The sequence below is a fragment of the Candidatus Collinsella stercoripullorum genome, assembly GCF_027669965.1.
In the GTDB taxonomy this organism is placed as follows: Bacteria; Actinomycetota; Coriobacteriia; order Coriobacteriales; family Coriobacteriaceae; genus Collinsella; species Collinsella stercoripullorum.
The window spans coordinates 1-18195 of record NZ_JAQECM010000026.1 but is presented as its reverse complement, the minus strand read 5'-3'; the positions used below and the strand labels follow the sequence as shown (position 1 = coordinate 18195).

The window sequence follows — 18195 nt, the reverse complement described above, 5'->3', positions numbered from 1 at the left end:
CCGCTCGTCGGCCCGACCGAGGCCGCATGGGGGCATAACCCGCGCCCCCATGCGGCCGACAGGCTCGATGGGCCCTTTCAAGGACTCGTCAACGCCGCCCGGACCCCGTCCCGTCGTTGCGGCAGCGGGAATGCGGACGGCAGAGTGCCGCGCCCGATATCGCAACGCTCGCGAGCCCTATCAGGATCGCCGGTGCCACCGCGGCGGCATCGCCGGTCGCAGCGAGCGCTTCGTCGCTCGTCGTGGGCTTATCGCCAGCATGAGCTTCGCTATCCGGGTCTTTCCCATCGGTCGCGCCTGTCTGCTGGCCGCTCTCACCCTGATCGCCCTCGCCTGCATCGGGCTTGCCGTCGTCCTGTCCCGAACCGCTTTCATCGTCCTCGTCGATCGGATTGGAGAGCGCCTTGATGGCGAGGTTGCCCGAGCAAATCTCCGAGTCCTGATAGAGGTCGACGACGTCAACCCAGATCCTATCTTCCGCGTCGGCAGGCGACTGGGAGATGAAACTCTGACCCGCATCGACCTTGACGTCGACATCGCCGTACACGCTCGCCGAGCACTCCACCGGAAGGAAGGCTTCTTCGGCTCCCGACAGATCAGTTGTGGTGAAACTCGCCACGACGCTGAATTGCTCGCCCGCCGCTAACCGCACCGACTTATCCAGGACGATAGTCTGGTATCCCATGTAGGCAGAGTACTCCTTCCGGTCATATACCAGCGTCCCGCTCTGGGGATCGGTCGGGTCTTCGAGATCGGCGTATACGCGAATCCTCATTTCGACATCGTCGCCACCGATCCAAACCGCGACCGCCTCGAGATCCTGATCGGTCTCGGCGGTGAACACGTTCGCACCGTCGAAAGCGGCATCACCGAATGAGGTATACGCATCCACGACGCTGCCATCATACTGCTGGATGATGTCGTAGGACGACCCGTCGGAAGCCGAATCGAGCATGAACACGGCCGGGCTGGTCAGACTTTTTTCCCAATAGGAGACGTAGAACAGGCCGTCGTTGCCCAGCGTGTACTCTTCTCCCTCGCCGTCCTCTATACCTTCTCCCCACGAATTTTTGAATATGAACGCGCCGTCGCCCTTGGGAACGATGTAGCGTTCGCCTCCGCGCTCCTCAACCTGCGCGATGTCCGGGTCGTAGTCGCGCTCGACGCCGTCGCCGTCGATAAGTGGGGTCGCGAAGTTCCAGCGCGAGTACGCATCGTCCCACCCGACGAGGCTCACCACGTGGCCGCTCGTCACACCGCCCTCGTCGATCACCGCCGGGTTGTAAATCCAGTAGTTCGGCTGCAGGCGATCGGTGACGGCCTCGGGCGCATTGTCTGCATCGGAGACGTCCCAATAGGATGCATCCGGATGGTAGTAGAGCATGTTGTAATCAACGCCAACCGCCTGATAGAGCACAGATACCGATCCCTGTTCCAAGATGGCCTGCTTCCACAGGGCGAGCACGGACTCATCTCGATGGGTGGACGCGACGGATCCCTCGAGATCGTCCGGGACATTCAGCTCGGGAAGTCCCCAAGCTGCGTCGAGGCGAAACCGACTGAGCGAGTATTGGAGAGCCGCGCTCTCAGCCGTGCCTTCCACATCGACCCAATCCTCCTCGCCGAGAACGGGAACGTCGCTCTCGAGCGAAACGCCTCTTCCGGCCGCCAGGGTACGTGCAACGAAAAGCCAGTTTCCCGGCGTGCCGTAACCGTAGGCGCCATCGTATGCGATCAGATGGTCGTTGTCCGCAGTCTGCAGCTGCTCACCCGTCAGTGACCCGTCGGACGTCTCCCCATTGAACGTGCCGAAGACCACCTGGGCCTCCGAGAAATCGACGGCGTCCGTGCGCTGGGCGTCGATTCCGTGCTGCAATAGATAGGACGATTCGAGCGAGGAGATGCCCGCATACGCCCAGCAGGAATTGAGGGTCCGTTGGTCTTTGACCGAGGCGAAGCTGGAGATGTGGCTGATGGGCACGTCGATCTGGAGCGAGGCCGCACCGGAATAGGACCCAGCACGATTGAGCATGATAATCGCGCCATCTTCGCGCACGCGACACATCTCCTCGTTGAGAGAACGGGATGCATCGAGGGTCTCTTCCAGCTGCTCCACCGCACTGGCATACGATGCGTCCCCTGTATCGGCCAGCGCCGATACAGGGGAGAATGCCATCGCGGCCACTGCCAAACCGGCGCACGCGGCAATCAGCCGCCTGCTTGCGCGGCGCGGACCGGCGTTGTCCTCATGTGCAGCACGCATACGTATATAGCCTCTCCGAATATCGAATACTTTCTACGCCGTGACCCCGCCTCCCATCGGAGCCCACGATGCCGCATCCCCGGACGACGCATGCAGCACAGACTGCCGCGGGGCGCCGATGGCGCCCGGTTGTAGACCGAAACCGCATGAACGGATACGAACGCATGCCAACCGAAAGCATATGGGCTATCGGCGTAAATGCGTCGTATCACGATGCGGGACACCTAGCGACGGCAGCGCAGCGCGACGACAGCGGCGAAGGTAATGGTGGCGGCGCCGAGACAGACAAGCAAAAGCGGCAGGACGGTATCGCCCGTCTGCGCGAGCAAACCGTCATCTTCATCCTGGCCTCCATCGACGGAAGACTCGTCGTTGTCACCGTCGACGGAGGGCTCGTCAGTGCCGCCATCTGGATCTGTGCCCTCATTCCCATCTTGGGAGGAACCGGAGCCGTCCTGCTCGAATCGGGCTGTCAGCTGCATATCTCCCAGCAGAGACGAACTGAAGGAGGCGTCCTTTGAAACCAGCGCCCCCGTCCCGTCGAACCAGCCGACGAAGCGATATCCCGTATCCGCTTGAACGGAGAACGTCACGGTATCATGCAGGCGAGATGACACCGCAGACGAACCCGACTCGCGCCAATCCGCAACCTGTGCGCTGCCGCATCCCTCTACCCGAACTGATGCCTGCGCGGACACCGAGCTCAGCGCACTGGTCGCGGTCCGATCGAGCGCCACGAGCGAGCCCTGGATAGGCGCATCGGCGTCCATGTCGAGAGCACAGAGATACACCGTGTCCCCCAGCATCGCGCCGGCCCCGATCACGGGGCTGGCGAAGGTGCCTGCAGACAGCGTCCCCAGACCACTCCACGATGCCCCCTCGACATCCAGCGCCCCCAGGGTTCCAAAGCCTGTAATCGGACGGCCCGCCAACACCAGACCGGAACCGGATGCGAACGTAACAGACTTGAACAGATCGGCTAACGACGACTCCGTGAGGTCGGGGAAGTTCGACGCCGGCATGGCATCGCTCCACGTCCCGTCGTCGAGCTGGGTGCGAATTTCGCTCGCACCGCCGGATGAGACGGAAACGAGATGCAGCTCGTCGGAGGACACCAGCGCAAAGGGCCGTGCGTCATCGTCTGCCAAGGGGAGCTCGGTGCAGCACCACGTGCCCTCGGCCGCGTCGAGCTCGAACCGATACAGCGTATCGGATGAACCGCCGAAGGAGGAGGCGCGCTCGATGACGGCAGCGAGCTCCAGCGAGCCGCGGTGGGCCACGGGGGTCAACACGCTATCCACGCTCAGCTCGCTCATAAACGACGCGGGTACGCGAGCCACTTCCTGATAGGCGCTCCAGGTATCGTCGGCGATGTCGTACGTCGCCTGGAACAGCGCGATATCGTCACCGGCGCTTCCCGTGCGGGCGTCAAACCCGAGCGCGTAGATCTTGCCGTCGAGATACCCGTACGAGATCAGGGTCTGCGAACCGGCAACGTCCGCGCCGGGCGTGGTGGCATACGAGCGTCCAGGGGCCGCAAGCTCCCGCCAGCCATCCTCAGGACAATCGGGATCGATGGAATACAGAAACGAACCGGTACGGTCGGCATAGAAAAGCGTATCGGCGGAGGCGATCAGGGTGCCCTGCGAGGCATCGCCCGGCAACGCCGGCAAAGCGGCGACCTCGTCGATGGAGACCAGCCCCTTATCTTGCGCTTGGGGAAGCGAGTAGACGGCGCGATGGCTCCTTCCGCTTGCAGCATCGATCACCTCGAACTCATGCAGCCCGCCATCGAGCTTGGATGCGGACACCGAGAAAGCGAGCTCGTAGCCCTCGTCTTGGGCCTCTGCGGAAACGGGCTCACCATCGACCACGAGCTGCGCGCCGTTGAGGGACCTGCCGTGCAGCACTGCGGCACCGGTCTCGACGTCCACCTCAATACCCCACGTAGTGGCGTTTAAGGAGGACTCGTCGAAGGCCTTCTCGAAGGTGAAGCGGCCATCGGTGGCGATATGCTTGGTCTCGCCGCTCGCATCGACGGATTCCTCCAAGGCATCGGTCGCGCCGAGCAGACGGCCTCTCAGCTCAAGCGCGGACTCCTGCGGAAACGCCGAGGCGAGCTGAGCGTACGCGCCGGCGATCAACGGCGTAGCCATGGAGGTGCCGCTCATATACCCATAGGGGACGTAGCACTCGTCCACGAGACCGATACCGAACGCCCCCAGTGTGCACGAAGGAGCGGCCGAGGAGGCATCCTGCGTGAGCATGACCATAGCCCGTACGGTAAGCTGCTCGTCCGTATCGTTGACCGCGATCACGGTAGAGCCGCCTGATGAGGTGAGGGGAATCGAGTTATCGAGCACCGCCTGCGTTCCAACCGCCTGGGACAGCAGCTCATTGCCTTTCGAGTCGGCCATCTGCACCTGGACGAGGCCACCGCCGCCGCATTCAAGCTCCATGGAAAGGGAGGCGGCGTAATCGCTTGGATCTCCCGTCCCGCCCTTGAAGGGATTATCGGTCCGCCAGGAGAGCACGACATAATACCTGCCGTTCAGCGACAGGTCGATCACCTCGGGATCGATCGTGAGCCTGAGCTTGCCGTCGGCGGTCTCCTCGAGATGCAGGGCGCGGTCCGCAAGATCCTGATCGACCGGAGCGCCCGGATTCATGGCGTCGTAGAGCGAGACTGACAGCTTGCCCTCGCGGTACAGCTCCCCAAGCTCGTCATAGCATCCGAGGTCCTTGCCCGCCTCGTGGGAGAGCTCGGCGTTGAAGAACACGGCCGACGCCTCCGTGGATACGCAGGACAGATCGTATGCGCCCGCAGCCGCGACATCGACATCCGTGGAGTTCCAGTTGGAGAAAGCGGCGAGCTCGTTGTCGCGATCGCTCGCCGCGACGATGATGGCATAGGGGGACTCGATATGCACGGTCGCACCGTAGATGGTCGAGTCATCCAAGTCGACTCCATCGTTGCCCGCGGCGAGAATCGACATGACGCCGGCCTTGCCAGCCTGGTTGATAGCGTAGTCGATGACAGGGGAGTACGGTCCCACGTGCCACGAACCGCTGATTGCCACAACGTTCTCCCCCGCCACAGCGGCTTGAATCACATACCCGTATCCCGCAACGAGGTCAAAGTCGCTGAAAGAACCGGATGCGTCGTCATCGGAGCTTATCTTGACCGCCATGATCTTCGTGTGCTGGGCAACGCCTGTCACGCCCTCGTTGTTGTTGGTCGCGGCCGCGATGGCACCGGCACAATGGGTGCCGTGCGAAGTGGCGAAGTATCTGGCGGGCATGGGGTCGCTGTCACCGTCGGCGACATCATAGCCACAGGCGCCCTCGGTGCTCGGTAGCCCCAAGTCGCCCGGATCGCTCCACATGACGTCTTGCAGATCGGGATGCGTGTAATCGACACCGGTGTCAAGAACCGCGACGATGTTGTCCCGTGCATCGCTCGACTGGGCATCCTTATCAAGCGCGGTTGGCAGCGAGATCCCGGCACCGCCATCGGAAGCTGACGAGTCGTGCATGCCGTATTGAAGCCCATAGAGTGTATCGTTCGGAACGGAAGCTATCGAGCGGCGGTAATTTGGAGCCGCGAGCTCGACACCCTCGATTTCCTCGAGTTCCGCCACGAGCGCATCGGTATCGGCGCCCTCACGCGATACCAGCGCCACGCACAGGTCGGCGCCCTGGGGAAGCGAGGTGTCCGCCCCCTCGCTGTCCCCCGACGAGTCGGCGGCGTACGTCGCTAGCTCGTCGGGAGCAGACAGGTCCACGGTGCCCTCGACCGTATAGCCGGCATCGGCAAACAGCGAAGCCGCGGCATCATCGAGGGTTCGGGCGGAGCGTGCCGACGCATCGGTGCGGAATACGACGATCGCCTCGCCGGGTACCGGAGTCAGCTCATCAGAGGTGAACTCTTTGCTGTCGGAGAGCATCTGGGCGAGGCTATCTGCCCACTCGTCGGCGTATGCCGTACCGATCGATGCGGTCGCAGCCGCCAACAGGGCGAGCGAGCAAAGGAGCGCCTTGCCGCCTTTTGCCACATAATCGAACCATCTGAAACCCATGTGTGCCCCTTGTCCCCTTGTCAGCTCGTGATCTTCCCGACTTGCACCTTACACCGCAACCTTCGCCAGCGCACATATCTCGCTAAGTGCTGTCGAGGACTCGAAATGTTTCACGTTCTTCTTGAAGACGCGATCGGTCTCATACGCCTTGTAGTGAATCTGGTCGGCGGTAAACGTCGACTTCCCGGCGTCGGAACCGAAGGTATCGAACTTATGGTCGTTGCGAATCTGGCTGCCATTCACCTCGAGGCCCTTGTTGCCGAAACCGGCACTCGTGAGCACGGAGGCGGGCACCGTCCCTTCGCCCGCAAAGGAATCGATCTGAGATTGCAGCGACTCCGTACCCGAATGGCTGGCCTCGACCATGCCTTTCGCCTGAGCGGTGGTGAGATACATCGAGCTCCAGGTACTCTTGAAAGCGCTCTTGTCGCCGCCGGTCAGCGTGCAGAACGGTCCGTTGACGGTGTAGGTATAAAAGCCGCCCTTCCTCTTGCTGCTATACCACGGATCGTCCCAGCCGCGCGTCGTCTGATCGCCCCTGACGACGATATACCACTCACCGGTGTAGATGCACTTGTACGCGTACGTCGAACCGGCGGCGATGTTCACCAGATCGCCGACGCCGTTGGAGGTGAACTTCCAGCTCTTCGTCATATAGGTGGAATCGGGCAGATCGGCTGCCGTAATGATGCCGTTAACCTGCTTGGTATTATCCTCAAGGGCGTTGAGCATCGAGCGATAGGACTCCGCTTGGGAGGAAGACCCGCATACGACATAGGTCATCTCCGTGGCGCTTCGCCAAATGGTGGCGACCTCCGCTGTCAGAACGCGATAGGAGCTCACCGCCTGGCCCTCCCAGTTGTTCGAGGCCTCGGCCATGCTCAGGTACACCGGCAGCAGGCCCTTGCCGGTGCGGGCATCGGCATGCTCAAGCAGGCCGTAGAGCTCCTCCATGCTCAGGAACAGGTCGTTGATCGTGCCCGACTGGGCGGCCATGGCGGCATCCGCCACCGCGGTGCGCTCCGAACCGGCAGGAGCTGCGAGGATCTTGAGATACCAGTCGTTGAGCAGGGTGCAGTCGGACTGGATGCGCCTGATGGTCTTGTTCGCATCGTTCACGATGCTGGCATCGTAATTTGCCTTCACGGTCTCGAGGGTCTTGACCGTCGTCTCGTTGATGGTGTTCAACATGGCGATTGCCTCGTTGAGCTTTTGGTACAGCATGGCATTGGACGGATCGGCGAGCGGTGCGTCCGGCGCGAGCTGTGCGATGGCGCGGCCCCAGGGAATACCCGAGATGGCGCCCAGGGCGGTTTTGGCTTTGTCGAGAAGCCCCGAGGCGACGCTCGACGAGACGGATGCAGCGGTGTCGCTCGCCGAGATGGAGTGGAGCGCGCTGCCGCCCACTTCCATGGATGCGACGGACAGCGTGCTGCCTGTCGTCACCAGGGCGGTGCCGTCCACCGACGACGATGCCTCCAGCGTCTCCATCACGTCGCTGGACGAGGCGAAGTACTCATACGTGAGCGGCAGCAGAACCGCCGCGCGATACGGGTCATCGGAGCCCTCAGAAGCATGGTCGACCGCGGAGACATCGATGTCGAGCACGGCATAGGGAAGCGAGTCCGCCTCCTCGCCCAGGGCTTCGCGAACCTCGCCGCAATCGACCGTAAGCAAGGTGCGCCCGTCATCGGTCGCGCTGAGCGTCGCCGACTCGAGGTCGACAAGCGAGCCGCCGCCGGTCCCCACCCGCACATGGGTGTTGTCACCTGAGGCGAGCTCGTCCGAATTGTAGACCGTCACCTCGAACACCGCCGTGCCCACCTTGGTACCCGACGGATCGTCGGATAGAACGTCTGCGTCCGAGCCCATCATGAGGGCAGTCGCGTCGAGACCATCGACCTCGCTCAGTTGAACGTCGGTCCACACGTCGGGAACGAGCAGCGACGTTCCGACGGTTCCACCTGTACCCGAGGCGTCAGCGGACAGGACCAAGGCGGCGTAGTGGTGGGGCGCATCTTCGGCGGTAGCGTCGCCGGTGACCGTGACCTCGCATTCAAACTCGTTGATCAGCTCGGCGGCTACGACGCGCGGGGCCTCCATGCCCTCGGGCATGTGCTCGGCGACCACCTGAAAATCGTCTGCAGAAAGATCGTCTGCGAATACAAAGTCGCTGGCGACGAAGCGATAGACGGTCTCGGAATCGGAGGAGCGCGTCTCCTGCACGTCGATCGCCAGATACGGATGAACATACGGAATCGTGACGGTGACCTCGCCTGTCGGCTGCGCCCCATCTCCGTCCGCGATCTCGATGGAGCCGTCGGCAAACACCAGACCCGCTGTCGAGGCGCTGCCCTCGGCGGCGTATCCGCTGTCGGGATTGCTCAGGGTCACGACCACCTGGGTATCAGATGTCCGCTCGACCTCCTCGACCGACCACGAGGCGAGCCCGCCGATAAGGGCGATGTCATCGGGCGTCATCTCGGACGCGAACGAGGCTGAATCCGCATTGACGGTAAGCCGAGAGGTCACGGCATTGGCGTAGACGTTCGCCTCGGCGATATCGAGCAGATCCGAGCCATCGTCATACGACGCCCATTTCTCGTCAGGCGTAAGATAGCCTTCCGAGTCAAAGGAGATCGCGGTCGACGTCGGCGTTCCGCCCGCGTCCTGCCTTGCACCTATCGCCGCAGTCTCGGCGACGCTCCCGCTGCCGGCACTGCCGGCAGCATCGCTTTGAGGAGCGCAGCCCGAAACGCCCATGCAGGCAAGGGCGAAGGCGCCTGCCACGATGATTCCGGGTTTGCATCCAGAGATATCTATCACCGTTTAACCTCCTATATCGTCAAACGGCCATATCATATCGTGCCGAAGCACGGCTACGCCTCTAAATGAGCCAAGGCGGGAAAACCCTTACCTCGGCTTAAGACGCGATTGCGGCATACGGGACTCCACGGCATCGGAGCCCCGTCCGGATATATCCAGATGCCCCGCACTCAGGCGGGCTTCGCAAGCGGAAGCCCAGCGTAAACGACAGGCTACCCGAGCGCCTCGCGCAGCAACTCGTTGAACAGCTTGGGGTTGCCCTGGCCACGGCTCGCCTTCATGCACTGCCCCACCAGGAAGCCGAGCACCTTGGTGTTGCCGTCGCGGTACTGCTGCGCCTGGTCCGCGCAGCGCTCGAGCACCTCGTCCACGATGGGCTGGAGCGCCCCGGTATCGCTCACCTGGCGCATGCCGCGCTCGTCCACGATCTTCTCCGGGTCATCGCCGGACTCGGCCATGAGGCCGAAGACCTCGTGCGCCTGGTTGGAGCTGATGGCGTCCTCGGCGAGAAGCTTGGCGAGCGAGGCGATCTGCGCGGGCGCGATGCCGCAATCCGCGATGCCGCCCTCCACGCCCTTCAGGTAGGCGGCGAGCTCGTTCACGATAAGGTTCGCCACCGCCTGCGCCGGCTTGCCGGACAGGCCTGCGGCCGACTCCTCGAAGAACGCAGCGGTCTCGGGGTCGCCGGCGATCTGCTCGGCGTCGGCGCGCTTGATGCCGAACTCGGCCTCGTAGCGGTCGCGCTTGGCATCGGGCAGTTCGGGGATCTCGGCGCGGCAGTGCTCGATGAACTCGTCGGTCAGATCGAACGGCGCCAGGTCGGGATCGGGGAACAGGCGGTAGTCGTCCGCCGTCTCCTTGACGCGCATCACGACCGTGCGCTTGCGGCCCGGCTCCCAATGACGCGTCTCCTGGTAGATGATGCCGCCCTCCTCGAGCACCTCGGCCTGACGGCAGATCTCGTAGGCGAGGCCGTCGTGCAGCGCCTTGAAGGAGTTGAGGTTCTTGAGCTCGGTCTTGGTGCCGAGGCGGGTCTCGCCGCGGCGGCGCAGCGAGACGTTGCCGTCGCAGCGCATGGACCCGTTCTCCATGGAGCAGTCGGAGATGCCGAGCGTGAGGAAGATGCGGCGCAGCTTCTCCATGAACAGGCGCGCCTCCTCGGGCGTGCGGAGGTCGGGCTCGGTCACGAGCTCGATGAGCGGCGTGCCGCAGCGGTTGTAGTCCACGAGGCTCTCCGCCGCGCCGCCGATGCGGCCCTCCTCGCCGCCGACGTGCACCATCTTGGCGGCGTCCTCCTCCATGTGGATGCGCAGGATGCGGATGGGAACGGTGTAGGAGCCGTCGTCGCGGCGCACCGGGACGGCGATCCCCGCGGTGTCGTACCCGCTCATGCCCGCCAGGGCCGAGCCGCCGCGCGCCGGCGACCCGGCTGCGTCGGCCGCCCCGGTCGACTCGGAGCGCATCTGCTGGGCCATGGCGGTGGACAGGCCGACCGCGTTGGCGCTCGCGCTCGCCAGGCTCTCGGCCTCGGCCTCGCCGAAGGCGCACTCCGGGCGCTCGGCGGCGCCGCGTCCGGTGACCTCGAGGTCCAGGCGGCCGTGCATGCAGAAGGCGAGCGGCCCCTGGGTGGTCTGGAAGTTCTTGGCCATGTCCGGATAGAAGTAGTGCTTGCGGTAGAACATCGAGCGCTTCTGGATCTCGCAGTTGGTGGCGAGACCGGCCTTCACGATGCTCTCGATCGCGCGCTTGTTGGGCACGGGCAGCGCCCCGGGCAGGCCCAGGCACACCGGGCACACGTTGGCGTTCGGCTCGTCGTCATGGCTGAGCCTGCAGTCGCAGAACATCTTGGTATCGAGGCTCGTAAGCTCGGTATGGATCTCCAGACCGATCACGGCCTCCCAGTCTTTGAGGACCTCGGAGAGCTCCTTCATGCGAGCTCACCCCCCTTCCCGGCGAAATCCGGCGCGACGGAGAGCACGGGGGCGCCCGTCGCGGCGTCGGCGAGGCCGCGCTCCAGGGCGCGGGCGAACATGAGCAGCGTGCGGTCCTTGAAGGCGGGACCGACGAGCTGGGCCGCCACCGGCAGCCCCGAGTCCGCACCGAGCCCCACCGGCACCGTGATGCCGCCGTTGCCGGCGATGTTGATCGAGATGGTGTACAGGTCGGACAGGTACATCTGGGTGGGATCGGAGATCTCCCCGTGCCGGAAGGCCGTGCGCGGGCTCGCGGGCATGAGGATCGCGTCGCAGCGGTCCCATGCCGCGGCGTAGTCCCGCGTGATGAGCGTGCGCGCCTTCTGCGCGGCATAGTAGTACTTGTCGTACACGCCGGAGGACAGCAGGTAGGCGCCGAGCAGCTGGCGGCGCTTGGCCTCCGCCCCGAAGCCGTGGGCGCGGGACCGGGAGCTCTGGTCCGCCAGGTTGGCGCACCCCTCCTCCTGGTAGCCGTAGCGGATGCCGTCGAAGCGCGCCAGGTTGGAGAACGCCTCGGCGGGCCCGATGACGTAGTAGGCGGCGATGGCGGCGTCCAGATGCGGCAGGTCGACCTCGACGAGCTCGGCGCCCTGCGCCTCGAGGGCGGAGGCTGCGGACTCGACCGCGGCGCGGACCTCGGAAGTCAGGCCCTCGGCCTCCATGAACGCCGGGATGATGCCCACGCGCCGGCCCTCGATGGGGTCCTCCAGGTGCTCGAGGAAGTCCACCGGGCAATCCTGGCTCGTGCCATCGTACGGGTCGCGCCCCGCGCAGGTGAGCGCGCCCATGGCGAGCGCCACGTCCTCGACCGTGCGCGCGAACGGGCCGACCTGGTCGAGCGAGGACCCGAACGCGACCACGCCGTAGCGCGAGACGGCGCCATAGGTGGGCTTCATCCCCACCACGCCGCACAGCGCGGCGGGCTGGCGGATCGAGCCGCCGGTATCGGAGCCGAGCGAGAGCGGGACCTCGCCCGCGGCGACCGCCGCAGCGGAGCCGCCCGACGAGCCGCCGGGGACGCGCTCGGTATCCCACGGGTTGTTGGTGGGGTGGAAGGCCGAGCTGTCGGTGGACGACCCGAAGGCGAACTCGTCCATGTTCGCCTTGCCCACCGGCAGGCAGCCGGCATCGAGCATGCGCTGGACGCACGTGGCCGTGTAGACGCTCTCGTAATCGGCGAGCATGCGCGAGGCGCAGGTGGTGCGGGTGCCCACGAGGTTCATGTTGTCCTTGATGGCGAAGGGGACGCCGGCGAGCGGGGGCAGCTTTTCGCCGGCGGCGCGGGCCGCGTCGATGCGGTCGGCGGCCTCGAGGGCGAGCTCGGGGACGACCTGCAGGAACGCCTGCACGGCGCCGTCGCGCGCCTCGATGGCGTCCAGGGAGGCCTCGGCGACCTCGCGCGCGGAGAACTCCCCCGCGCGGACGCCGGCGGCGATGCGGGCGGCGGTCAGGGTGTCGATGGATGCCATCAGCGATCGCCCTCCCCCAGGATCGACGGCACGCGGAAGTAGCGCTCGCGCGTGCTCGCGGCGTTCTCGAGCGCCGTCTCGAGCGGCAGGTCGCGCCGACCCAGCTCCTCGTCCTCGCGCATCACATTGGCGAGGTCGCCGATGGGATGGAAGGTCGGCTCGATGTCGGGCAGGTCGTATGCGAGCACGGGCGCGAGCATGTCGACCGCGTCGTTGAGGTAGGCGGTCATCTCCTCGAGCTCGGGCCCTTCGAGCGCGATGCGGGCGTAGTCCGCGATGCCGCGCACGTCGGCTTCGGTGAGTGCCATGGGCGCTCCCCCTTCAGGTCTTAACGTCGATGTGCACCCCATTATACGCAAGTGCGGCGCTCCAGCATGATGGAGCGCCGCACCGAACACATTCGGAAACGGACGGGGTCGCCGTAGCGCAAGGGACGGGGCGCCCCTATCGGACGGACGCGCGCCGCAAGGCGCCGTCGGCGATCGCGCGACGGGCCGCGGCCGCGACCGATCCCCTTACGGAAGCACCTTGAGCAGCTCCTCGCGGGTCTCCTCCTCGTTGCCGCCCACGATCAGGACGTCGATGATGTCGCCCTTGTTGGCGTCGAGAGACAGCATCTCCATGAGGTCGCGGCCCGAGGCCGTCTTGCCGTTGAACGTGATCTGCACGTCGCTCGAGCAGTTGTTGAGGGTGTAGGCGACGTCGGCGACGGGGCGCGCGTGCAGCCCCTCCTCGGCCTCGATGAGATGCTGGAACTTGATCATGGCGGTACCTCCTGGTGTCGGATACGGGAAACCGGGCGCGCCCGGCTCCCGCTCAACTATGCGCCCGCCGGGCGCGACCCGACGGGGCGTTTACGCCGACGAAACGGACGGGGCGGGGTGCGGTCGGCGGGCGCGGGCGGCGCCCGGGACGGACGGACCCGCCGGCACCCGGCGCGGCGTCACGAAGATGCGATCGGTCAGCGCACGACCTTCGCGACGGCTGCGCCGGCGGGAACGGTCGACTCCGGGTCGACGGCGAGCTGGACGTCCGCGAACTCGGCGGTGTTGGAGACGGCGAGCACCACGCAGTCGGGGTGGCCGGCCTCGGCGATGGCGGCGCGGCTCATCTTGATGACAGGCTGGCCGGCGACGACCTTGTCGCCCTGCTTCACGAAGCCGGTGAAGCCGCGGCCCTCCATGTCCACGGTGTCCACGCCGATGTGGACGAGCGCCTCGACGCCGTCGTCGCCGGTGATGCCCACCGCATGGCCCATGGTGACGGCCACCGTGCCCGAGATGGGGGCGTAGACCGTCTCGTCATCCGGCCAGATGGCGCAGCCCTTGCCCACGACCTCGCCGGAGAAGACCGGGTCGGGGACGTCGGTCATCTTGATGACGCGGCCGGACACGGGCGCGCACAGCGTGTCGGGCGCGGCCTGGGCGGACACCGGCGCGGGGCCGGCGGGCGCGGCGGGTTCGGACTTCTTCTTGAACATGTCGAACAGACCCATGAGTGCACTCCTCACTGGCGCTCCGGTCGGTCCCGGATGTGCTGAACGGTTCCGATGATGCTAGTGATGACTAACTGTAGCGCTCTCCACAAGGCCGAGATGCGAGAAAGCGTTCCAAAGGCCGTCATCATCCAGCCCAACGGTCACGAAGTCGGCGTGTCCTGCCGAAGTTCGTGCTGGATGTCCTGTTCAGCTGCGTCTGCGCGGCGAGCTGCGAGGAGAGCGCGCGGTTCATCGAGCGCTCGCTGCCCTACACCCATCTCCCCGTGCCCGGGCAACCGGGGTGAGCCGCGCGCGGGAGGCGGGACGCGGAGCGGGCGAGCCTCGATCGCAGGGGCGATCGCCCCATGGGAGCACCGCCGGGGACGAAGCGCCGGCCCCGGAGCTTCGCTCCCCTGCGATGATCTCGAACTCGTGGAGCACCGCCGGGGACGGCGCTCTGGCACCGGACCGCCCTCACGGGGCGGCCGATGGATCGTCGGAACGACCGGCTACCGGTAACTCAGACGGGGCCCGTCCGCGCGGTCGAGGTCGCGCTCGATGAAGCGCGCCGCCAGCCACCGCGCCATCGGCAGGTTCTGGTCCAGGTAGTTGCCGCACTCCTCCGGGCGGGCACCGGGAATCTCCCCGTCGAAGCCGCGGACGAAGGCGAACAGCTCGCGCACGAGAGGCAGGACCTCCTCGGCGCCCACCTCGCCGAACACCGCGAGGTAGAAGCCGGTCCGGCACCCCATGGGCCCGAAGTACACCACGCGCGGCGCCCACACGGGATGGTTGCGCAGGAAGGTGGCGCCCAGGTGCTCGATGGTGTGGCACTCGGCAGTGTTCATGACCGGCTCGCGGTTGGGGGCGGTGAGGCGCAGGTCGAAGGTGGTGACCGCCGCGCCCGTATCCGGGTCGCGGTCGATGCGCGAGACGTAGACGCCCGGCTCGAGCGTCAGGTGGTCGACGGTGAAGCTGGCGATCTTCTCCATGGGTCCTCCCGGGTGCGTCGGCGTCTGCGGCCCCGCCAGCTTACCACGCATCCGCGCACCCCGGGTGCGGGGCCGCGCCGTCCGCCATCTGCACCCGCCCCCGACCGCAGCCCCCGACGGCGGGGCGGCCGGCCGCGGGACCCCGATACCGCCGCGGGAGCGGCCCGGACGGAATCGACGGGCGCTACACCTCGTCGGCGACCATGGCGGCGAGCGCCCGACCGCGCACGAGCAGGATGGCGATCGGGACGACGGTCACCACGACCGACGCGCCGACGAGCGTCCCCTGCACGCCGAATATCCGCGCCAGAACGGGCGCGCACAGCAGCGGGACCACGCCCGCCACGTTGTAGCCCATGAGCATCGCGGCGCTCACCCGCCCTACGCGCGCGAGCGGGGTGTGCATCTGGACGAGCGTGTCGCGGATGGGCACGAACGCGCCGTTGAACACCCCGAGGGCGAGCTGCCCCGCCATGGCGACCCACGGCGAGGAGGTCGCCACGTAGAGCACGCACCCCGCGCCCATGCTGGCGAGCACGGCAAGCAGGGTCCGGACGTTCATGTGGCGGCCGGGGATCAGCCCGGCGAGCGCCGTGCCCAGGATGCCGCCGACGCCGGCCGCGGCCGACAGCCATCCCATCCACTCCGCACCGACCCGCAGCACGTCGCGGTAGTAGAGCGACTCGAGGGGGTCGAACGCGCTGTATCCCAGGAAGCACAGCATCGTGGACCAGAACAGCAGGGTGAGGGCGCGGGACGAGAAGATGGTCTGGAAGCCGGCGAGCGCGGCGTCGCGCGAGGTCGGCTCGGGCGCGTCGGCCGCGCGGTCGGCCTCGGTCGGCTGCGCGACGGGCTCGTCGGCGGGCTCGACGAGCGGTCGGAACCGCAGCCCCGGGACCAGCGCGAGCAGCGAGCACGCCGACAGGAACAGGAAGACCGCCTGGGTGGACCCGAGCAGGGCGATGAGGCCGCCCACGACCGGCCCGATGACGATGGCGGCGTTGCTCGCCAGCATGACGAGGGAGTTGATGCGCTTCAGCTCGTCGGGGTCGTCGGACAGGTAGGCCGGGTAGGAGCGCGCCACCATGTCGCTCGCGCCCCAGCAGAAGCCGAAGAACGCGGCGCCGACGAGCACGCCGGTCGACGAGGTGGCGACCACCTGGAACAGCAGGCCGCAGACGGCGAGCAGCGCCACGACCCAGCGGAGATGCCGGCAGGGGCCGCGACGGTCCAGGAAGCTCCCGCCGGATGCGTTGCCCACCATCTGGAACAGGTTGAGCAGGGCGACGGCCATGGCGTTCTGTCCCACGCCCCCGCCCATGGCGAAGGTGAGGGTCCCCATCACGCCGATGAAATAGCTGCTCATGGCGCCGAGGAACAGGCAGAAGCGCAAAGCGACCAGGTTTCTGACCTGGGAGGAGAGATCGGGGGAGAAGGATGCGAGGGAACGCAAGGGTGACATGGGGGCTCCTTGGTAACGAGGGGACGCGTGAGACGGGGCACCGTCGAGCGGACGGCCCCCTTTAACATCGGCACGATGTGCCCGTCGGATCCTCCCCTATACCGCCATGGACCGTTCGCCCTCCCCGTTCGCGTCGAAGCCCGCTTTGGGAGGACATGCTACCACAGACCCCCGCACCCCATCGCCCGGATGGCGACGCGCTTCGTCGGGATCCGGCGCCCCCGCGCCCCGCGGCGCCGGGCGCTCCCCCGCCTCCGCACCTGCCGGCAATCGCGTCCCCGCGGCGGACGCCCCCGTCGCCCGCCGCTGCCCCGCGCCCCGCCCTCCGAAGCGGCGGGGAGGGTGTCCGCGGAATCGGTGCTATCCTTGGATGAGGACCATCCGCCGAGAAAGGGCCGCACGACTTTGGGAACCCGCGAGCTCCGCGACGGCTTCGGCCGCAGCATAACCTACCTGCGCATCTCCGTCACCGATAAGTGCAACTACCGGTGCGTGTACTGCATGCCCGCAGAGGGGGTCGCCGCGCGCTCCCACGAGGAGCTGCTCAGCGCCGAGGAGATCGCGCGCTTCGTGGCCCTGGTCGCGCGGGAGGGCATCCGCCGGATTCGCCTGACGGGCGGCGAGCCGCTCGTCTCGCACAGGATCGTCCCGCTCATCCGCTCGATCCGGGCCATCCCCGAGATCGAGGACATCTCGCTCACCACCAACGGCGCGCTGCTGCCGCGCATGGCCGACGACCTGCGCGACGCCGGGCTCGACCGCGTGAACATCTCGCTGGACACCCTCGACCCCGCGCAGTTCTCGCGCATCACGCGCCTGGGGCGGCTGGAGCAGGCGATGGCGGGCATCGACGCCGCGCTCGCGTACGGCTTCCATCCGGTGAAGGTGAACACGGTGGTCGTGCGCCGCCTGCACCAGGACGCCCTCGGGCTCGCCCGGCTCTCACTCGACCGCCCCGTGCACGTGCGCTTCATCGAGTACATGCCCATCGGCAACGAGGAGACCATGGCGGCCTGCAAAAACGAGCCGCACTGCCCGCCCGGCCGGAGCGGCGCCGCGCCCGAGCTGCACCCCGAGGCATGGGACGCGAGCGACATCGTGCCCTCCGACGAGCTGCGCGAGGCGATCTCCGCCGCCGGGGAGGCCGCGGGCATCGGCGGGCTCGTCCCCGTCGACGGCGCGGGGCCGGACGGCGCGGGGCCGGCGCGGTACTGGAGGTTCCCGGGCGCCGCGGGGACGGTCGGGTTCATCTCCGCCATGTCCAACCATTTCTGCAGCCGCTGCAACCGCCTGCGGCTCACGGCGGACGGCACCCTGCGCCCCTGCCTGTTCTCGGATGACGAGTACCCCGTCCGCGAGGCGCTGCGCGCCGGCGACGACGGCCGCGTGCTCGATATCTACCGCACCGCCATCGCGCGCAAGCCGCTCGAGCACGAGACGACCGACGGGACGGCGCGCTTCATGTCCCAGATCGGAGGCTGACCCATGGCCAGGAAATCCACCAAGCGCCCGGTCCTCAAGCAGGAGACGGGCGAGAAGTACCCCGCCGCCGTGGTGGGGACGGGCGCCGCCGCGCGGACGGCGGGCGGCGCCGATGCCGACGCCCGTCCCGGCGCCGGGGCATCGGCGGGGACCCCGGAGGCGAGCGGACCCG

Annotated in this window: 11 protein-coding genes; 1 reads left to right on the top strand and 10 read right to left on the bottom strand. The window is 66.8% G+C overall.

Features of this window, described 5'->3' with window-relative positions; translation table 11 throughout:
- Positions 1-88 precede the first annotated feature (88 nt).
- The 10 genes from PHA29_RS06530 to PHA29_RS06485 form a co-directional block, all read right to left on the bottom strand.
- Positions 89-2263 carry a lectin like domain-containing protein gene (locus PHA29_RS06530; protein WP_270848741.1) on the bottom strand — a complete coding sequence of 725 codons (2175 nt, stop codon included), beginning with the start codon at positions 2261-2263 and terminating at the stop codon, positions 89-91.
- A gap of 224 nt (positions 2264-2487) precedes the next feature.
- Complete coding sequence (locus tag PHA29_RS06525; protein WP_270848740.1) at positions 2488-6342, bottom strand: S8 family serine peptidase; 3855 nt, start codon at positions 6340-6342, stop codon at positions 2488-2490.
- A 48-nt stretch (positions 6343-6390) separates the two neighbouring features.
- On the bottom strand, positions 6391-9168 hold the full coding sequence (locus tag PHA29_RS06520) for a hypothetical protein (protein WP_270848738.1): 2778 nt from the start codon (positions 9166-9168) through the stop codon (positions 6391-6393).
- 212 nt (positions 9169-9380) lie between these two features.
- Entirely contained in the window at positions 9381-11099 is a 1719-nt protein-coding gene (gene gatB, locus PHA29_RS06515) for an Asp-tRNA(Asn)/Glu-tRNA(Gln) amidotransferase subunit GatB (protein WP_270848737.1), read from the bottom strand.
- Positions 11096-12610, bottom strand: a complete 1515-nt coding sequence (gene gatA, locus PHA29_RS06510; protein WP_270848735.1) for an Asp-tRNA(Asn)/Glu-tRNA(Gln) amidotransferase subunit GatA — start codon at positions 12608-12610, stop codon at positions 11096-11098. Before gatA ends, gatB begins: the two co-directional genes overlap by 4 nt.
- Positions 12610-12918: an Asp-tRNA(Asn)/Glu-tRNA(Gln) amidotransferase subunit GatC gene (locus PHA29_RS06505; protein WP_270404980.1), complete on the bottom strand. Its 309-nt coding sequence runs from the start codon at positions 12916-12918 to the stop codon at positions 12610-12612. The genes gatA and PHA29_RS06505 overlap by 1 nt, the downstream gene beginning before the upstream one ends.
- A gap of 207 nt (positions 12919-13125) precedes the next feature.
- Positions 13126-13374: an HPr family phosphocarrier protein gene (locus tag PHA29_RS06500; RefSeq protein WP_270404981.1), complete on the bottom strand. Its 249-nt coding sequence runs from the start codon at positions 13372-13374 to the stop codon at positions 13126-13128.
- A 197-nt stretch (positions 13375-13571) separates the two neighbouring features.
- Positions 13572-14105: a PTS sugar transporter subunit IIA gene (locus PHA29_RS06495; RefSeq protein WP_270848734.1), complete on the bottom strand. Its 534-nt coding sequence runs from the start codon at positions 14103-14105 to the stop codon at positions 13572-13574.
- A gap of 491 nt (positions 14106-14596) precedes the next feature.
- Positions 14597-15079: an S-ribosylhomocysteine lyase gene (locus PHA29_RS06490; protein WP_270404983.1), complete on the bottom strand. Its 483-nt coding sequence runs from the start codon at positions 15077-15079 to the stop codon at positions 14597-14599.
- A gap of 184 nt (positions 15080-15263) precedes the next feature.
- Complete coding sequence (locus tag PHA29_RS06485) at positions 15264-16541, bottom strand: MFS transporter (protein ID WP_270848733.1); 1278 nt, start codon at positions 16539-16541, stop codon at positions 15264-15266.
- Between the two features lie 405 nt (positions 16542-16946).
- On the opposite strand from PHA29_RS06485, the gene PHA29_RS06480 reads away from it, so the two are divergent.
- The gene (locus tag PHA29_RS06480; RefSeq protein WP_270574094.1) at positions 16947-18023 is read left to right on the top strand and encodes a GTP 3',8-cyclase MoaA; all 1077 of its coding nucleotides are present in this window, start codon (positions 16947-16949) and stop codon (positions 18021-18023) included.
- Positions 18024-18195 lie beyond the last annotated feature (172 nt).

Excerpts from the sequence above, each read along its gene's own strand:
- PHA29_RS06490 (WP_270404983.1), bottom strand. The coding sequence starts at position 15,079 with ATGGAGAAGATCGCCAGCTTCACCGTCGACCACCTGACGCTCGAGCCG.
- gatB (WP_270848737.1), bottom strand. The coding sequence starts at position 11,099 with ATGAAGGAGCTCTCCGAGGTCCTCAAAGACTGGGAGGCCGTGATCGGT.
- PHA29_RS06530 (WP_270848741.1), bottom strand. The coding sequence starts at position 2,263 with ATGCGTGCTGCACATGAGGACAACGCCGGTCCGCGCCGCGCAAGCAGG.
- PHA29_RS06500 (WP_270404981.1), bottom strand. The coding sequence starts at position 13,374 with ATGATCAAGTTCCAGCATCTCATCGAGGCCGAGGAGGGGCTGCACGCG.
- PHA29_RS06495 (WP_270848734.1), bottom strand. The coding sequence starts at position 14,105 with ATGGGTCTGTTCGACATGTTCAAGAAGAAGTCCGAACCCGCCGCGCCC.
- PHA29_RS06485 (WP_270848733.1), bottom strand. The coding sequence starts at position 16,541 with ATGTCACCCTTGCGTTCCCTCGCATCCTTCTCCCCCGATCTCTCCTCC.
- PHA29_RS06505 (WP_270404980.1), bottom strand. The coding sequence starts at position 12,918 with ATGGCACTCACCGAAGCCGACGTGCGCGGCATCGCGGACTACGCCCGC.
- gatA (WP_270848735.1), bottom strand. The coding sequence starts at position 12,610 with ATGGCATCCATCGACACCCTGACCGCCGCCCGCATCGCCGCCGGCGTC.
- PHA29_RS06525 (WP_270848740.1), bottom strand. The coding sequence starts at position 6,342 with ATGGGTTTCAGATGGTTCGATTATGTGGCAAAAGGCGGCAAGGCGCTC.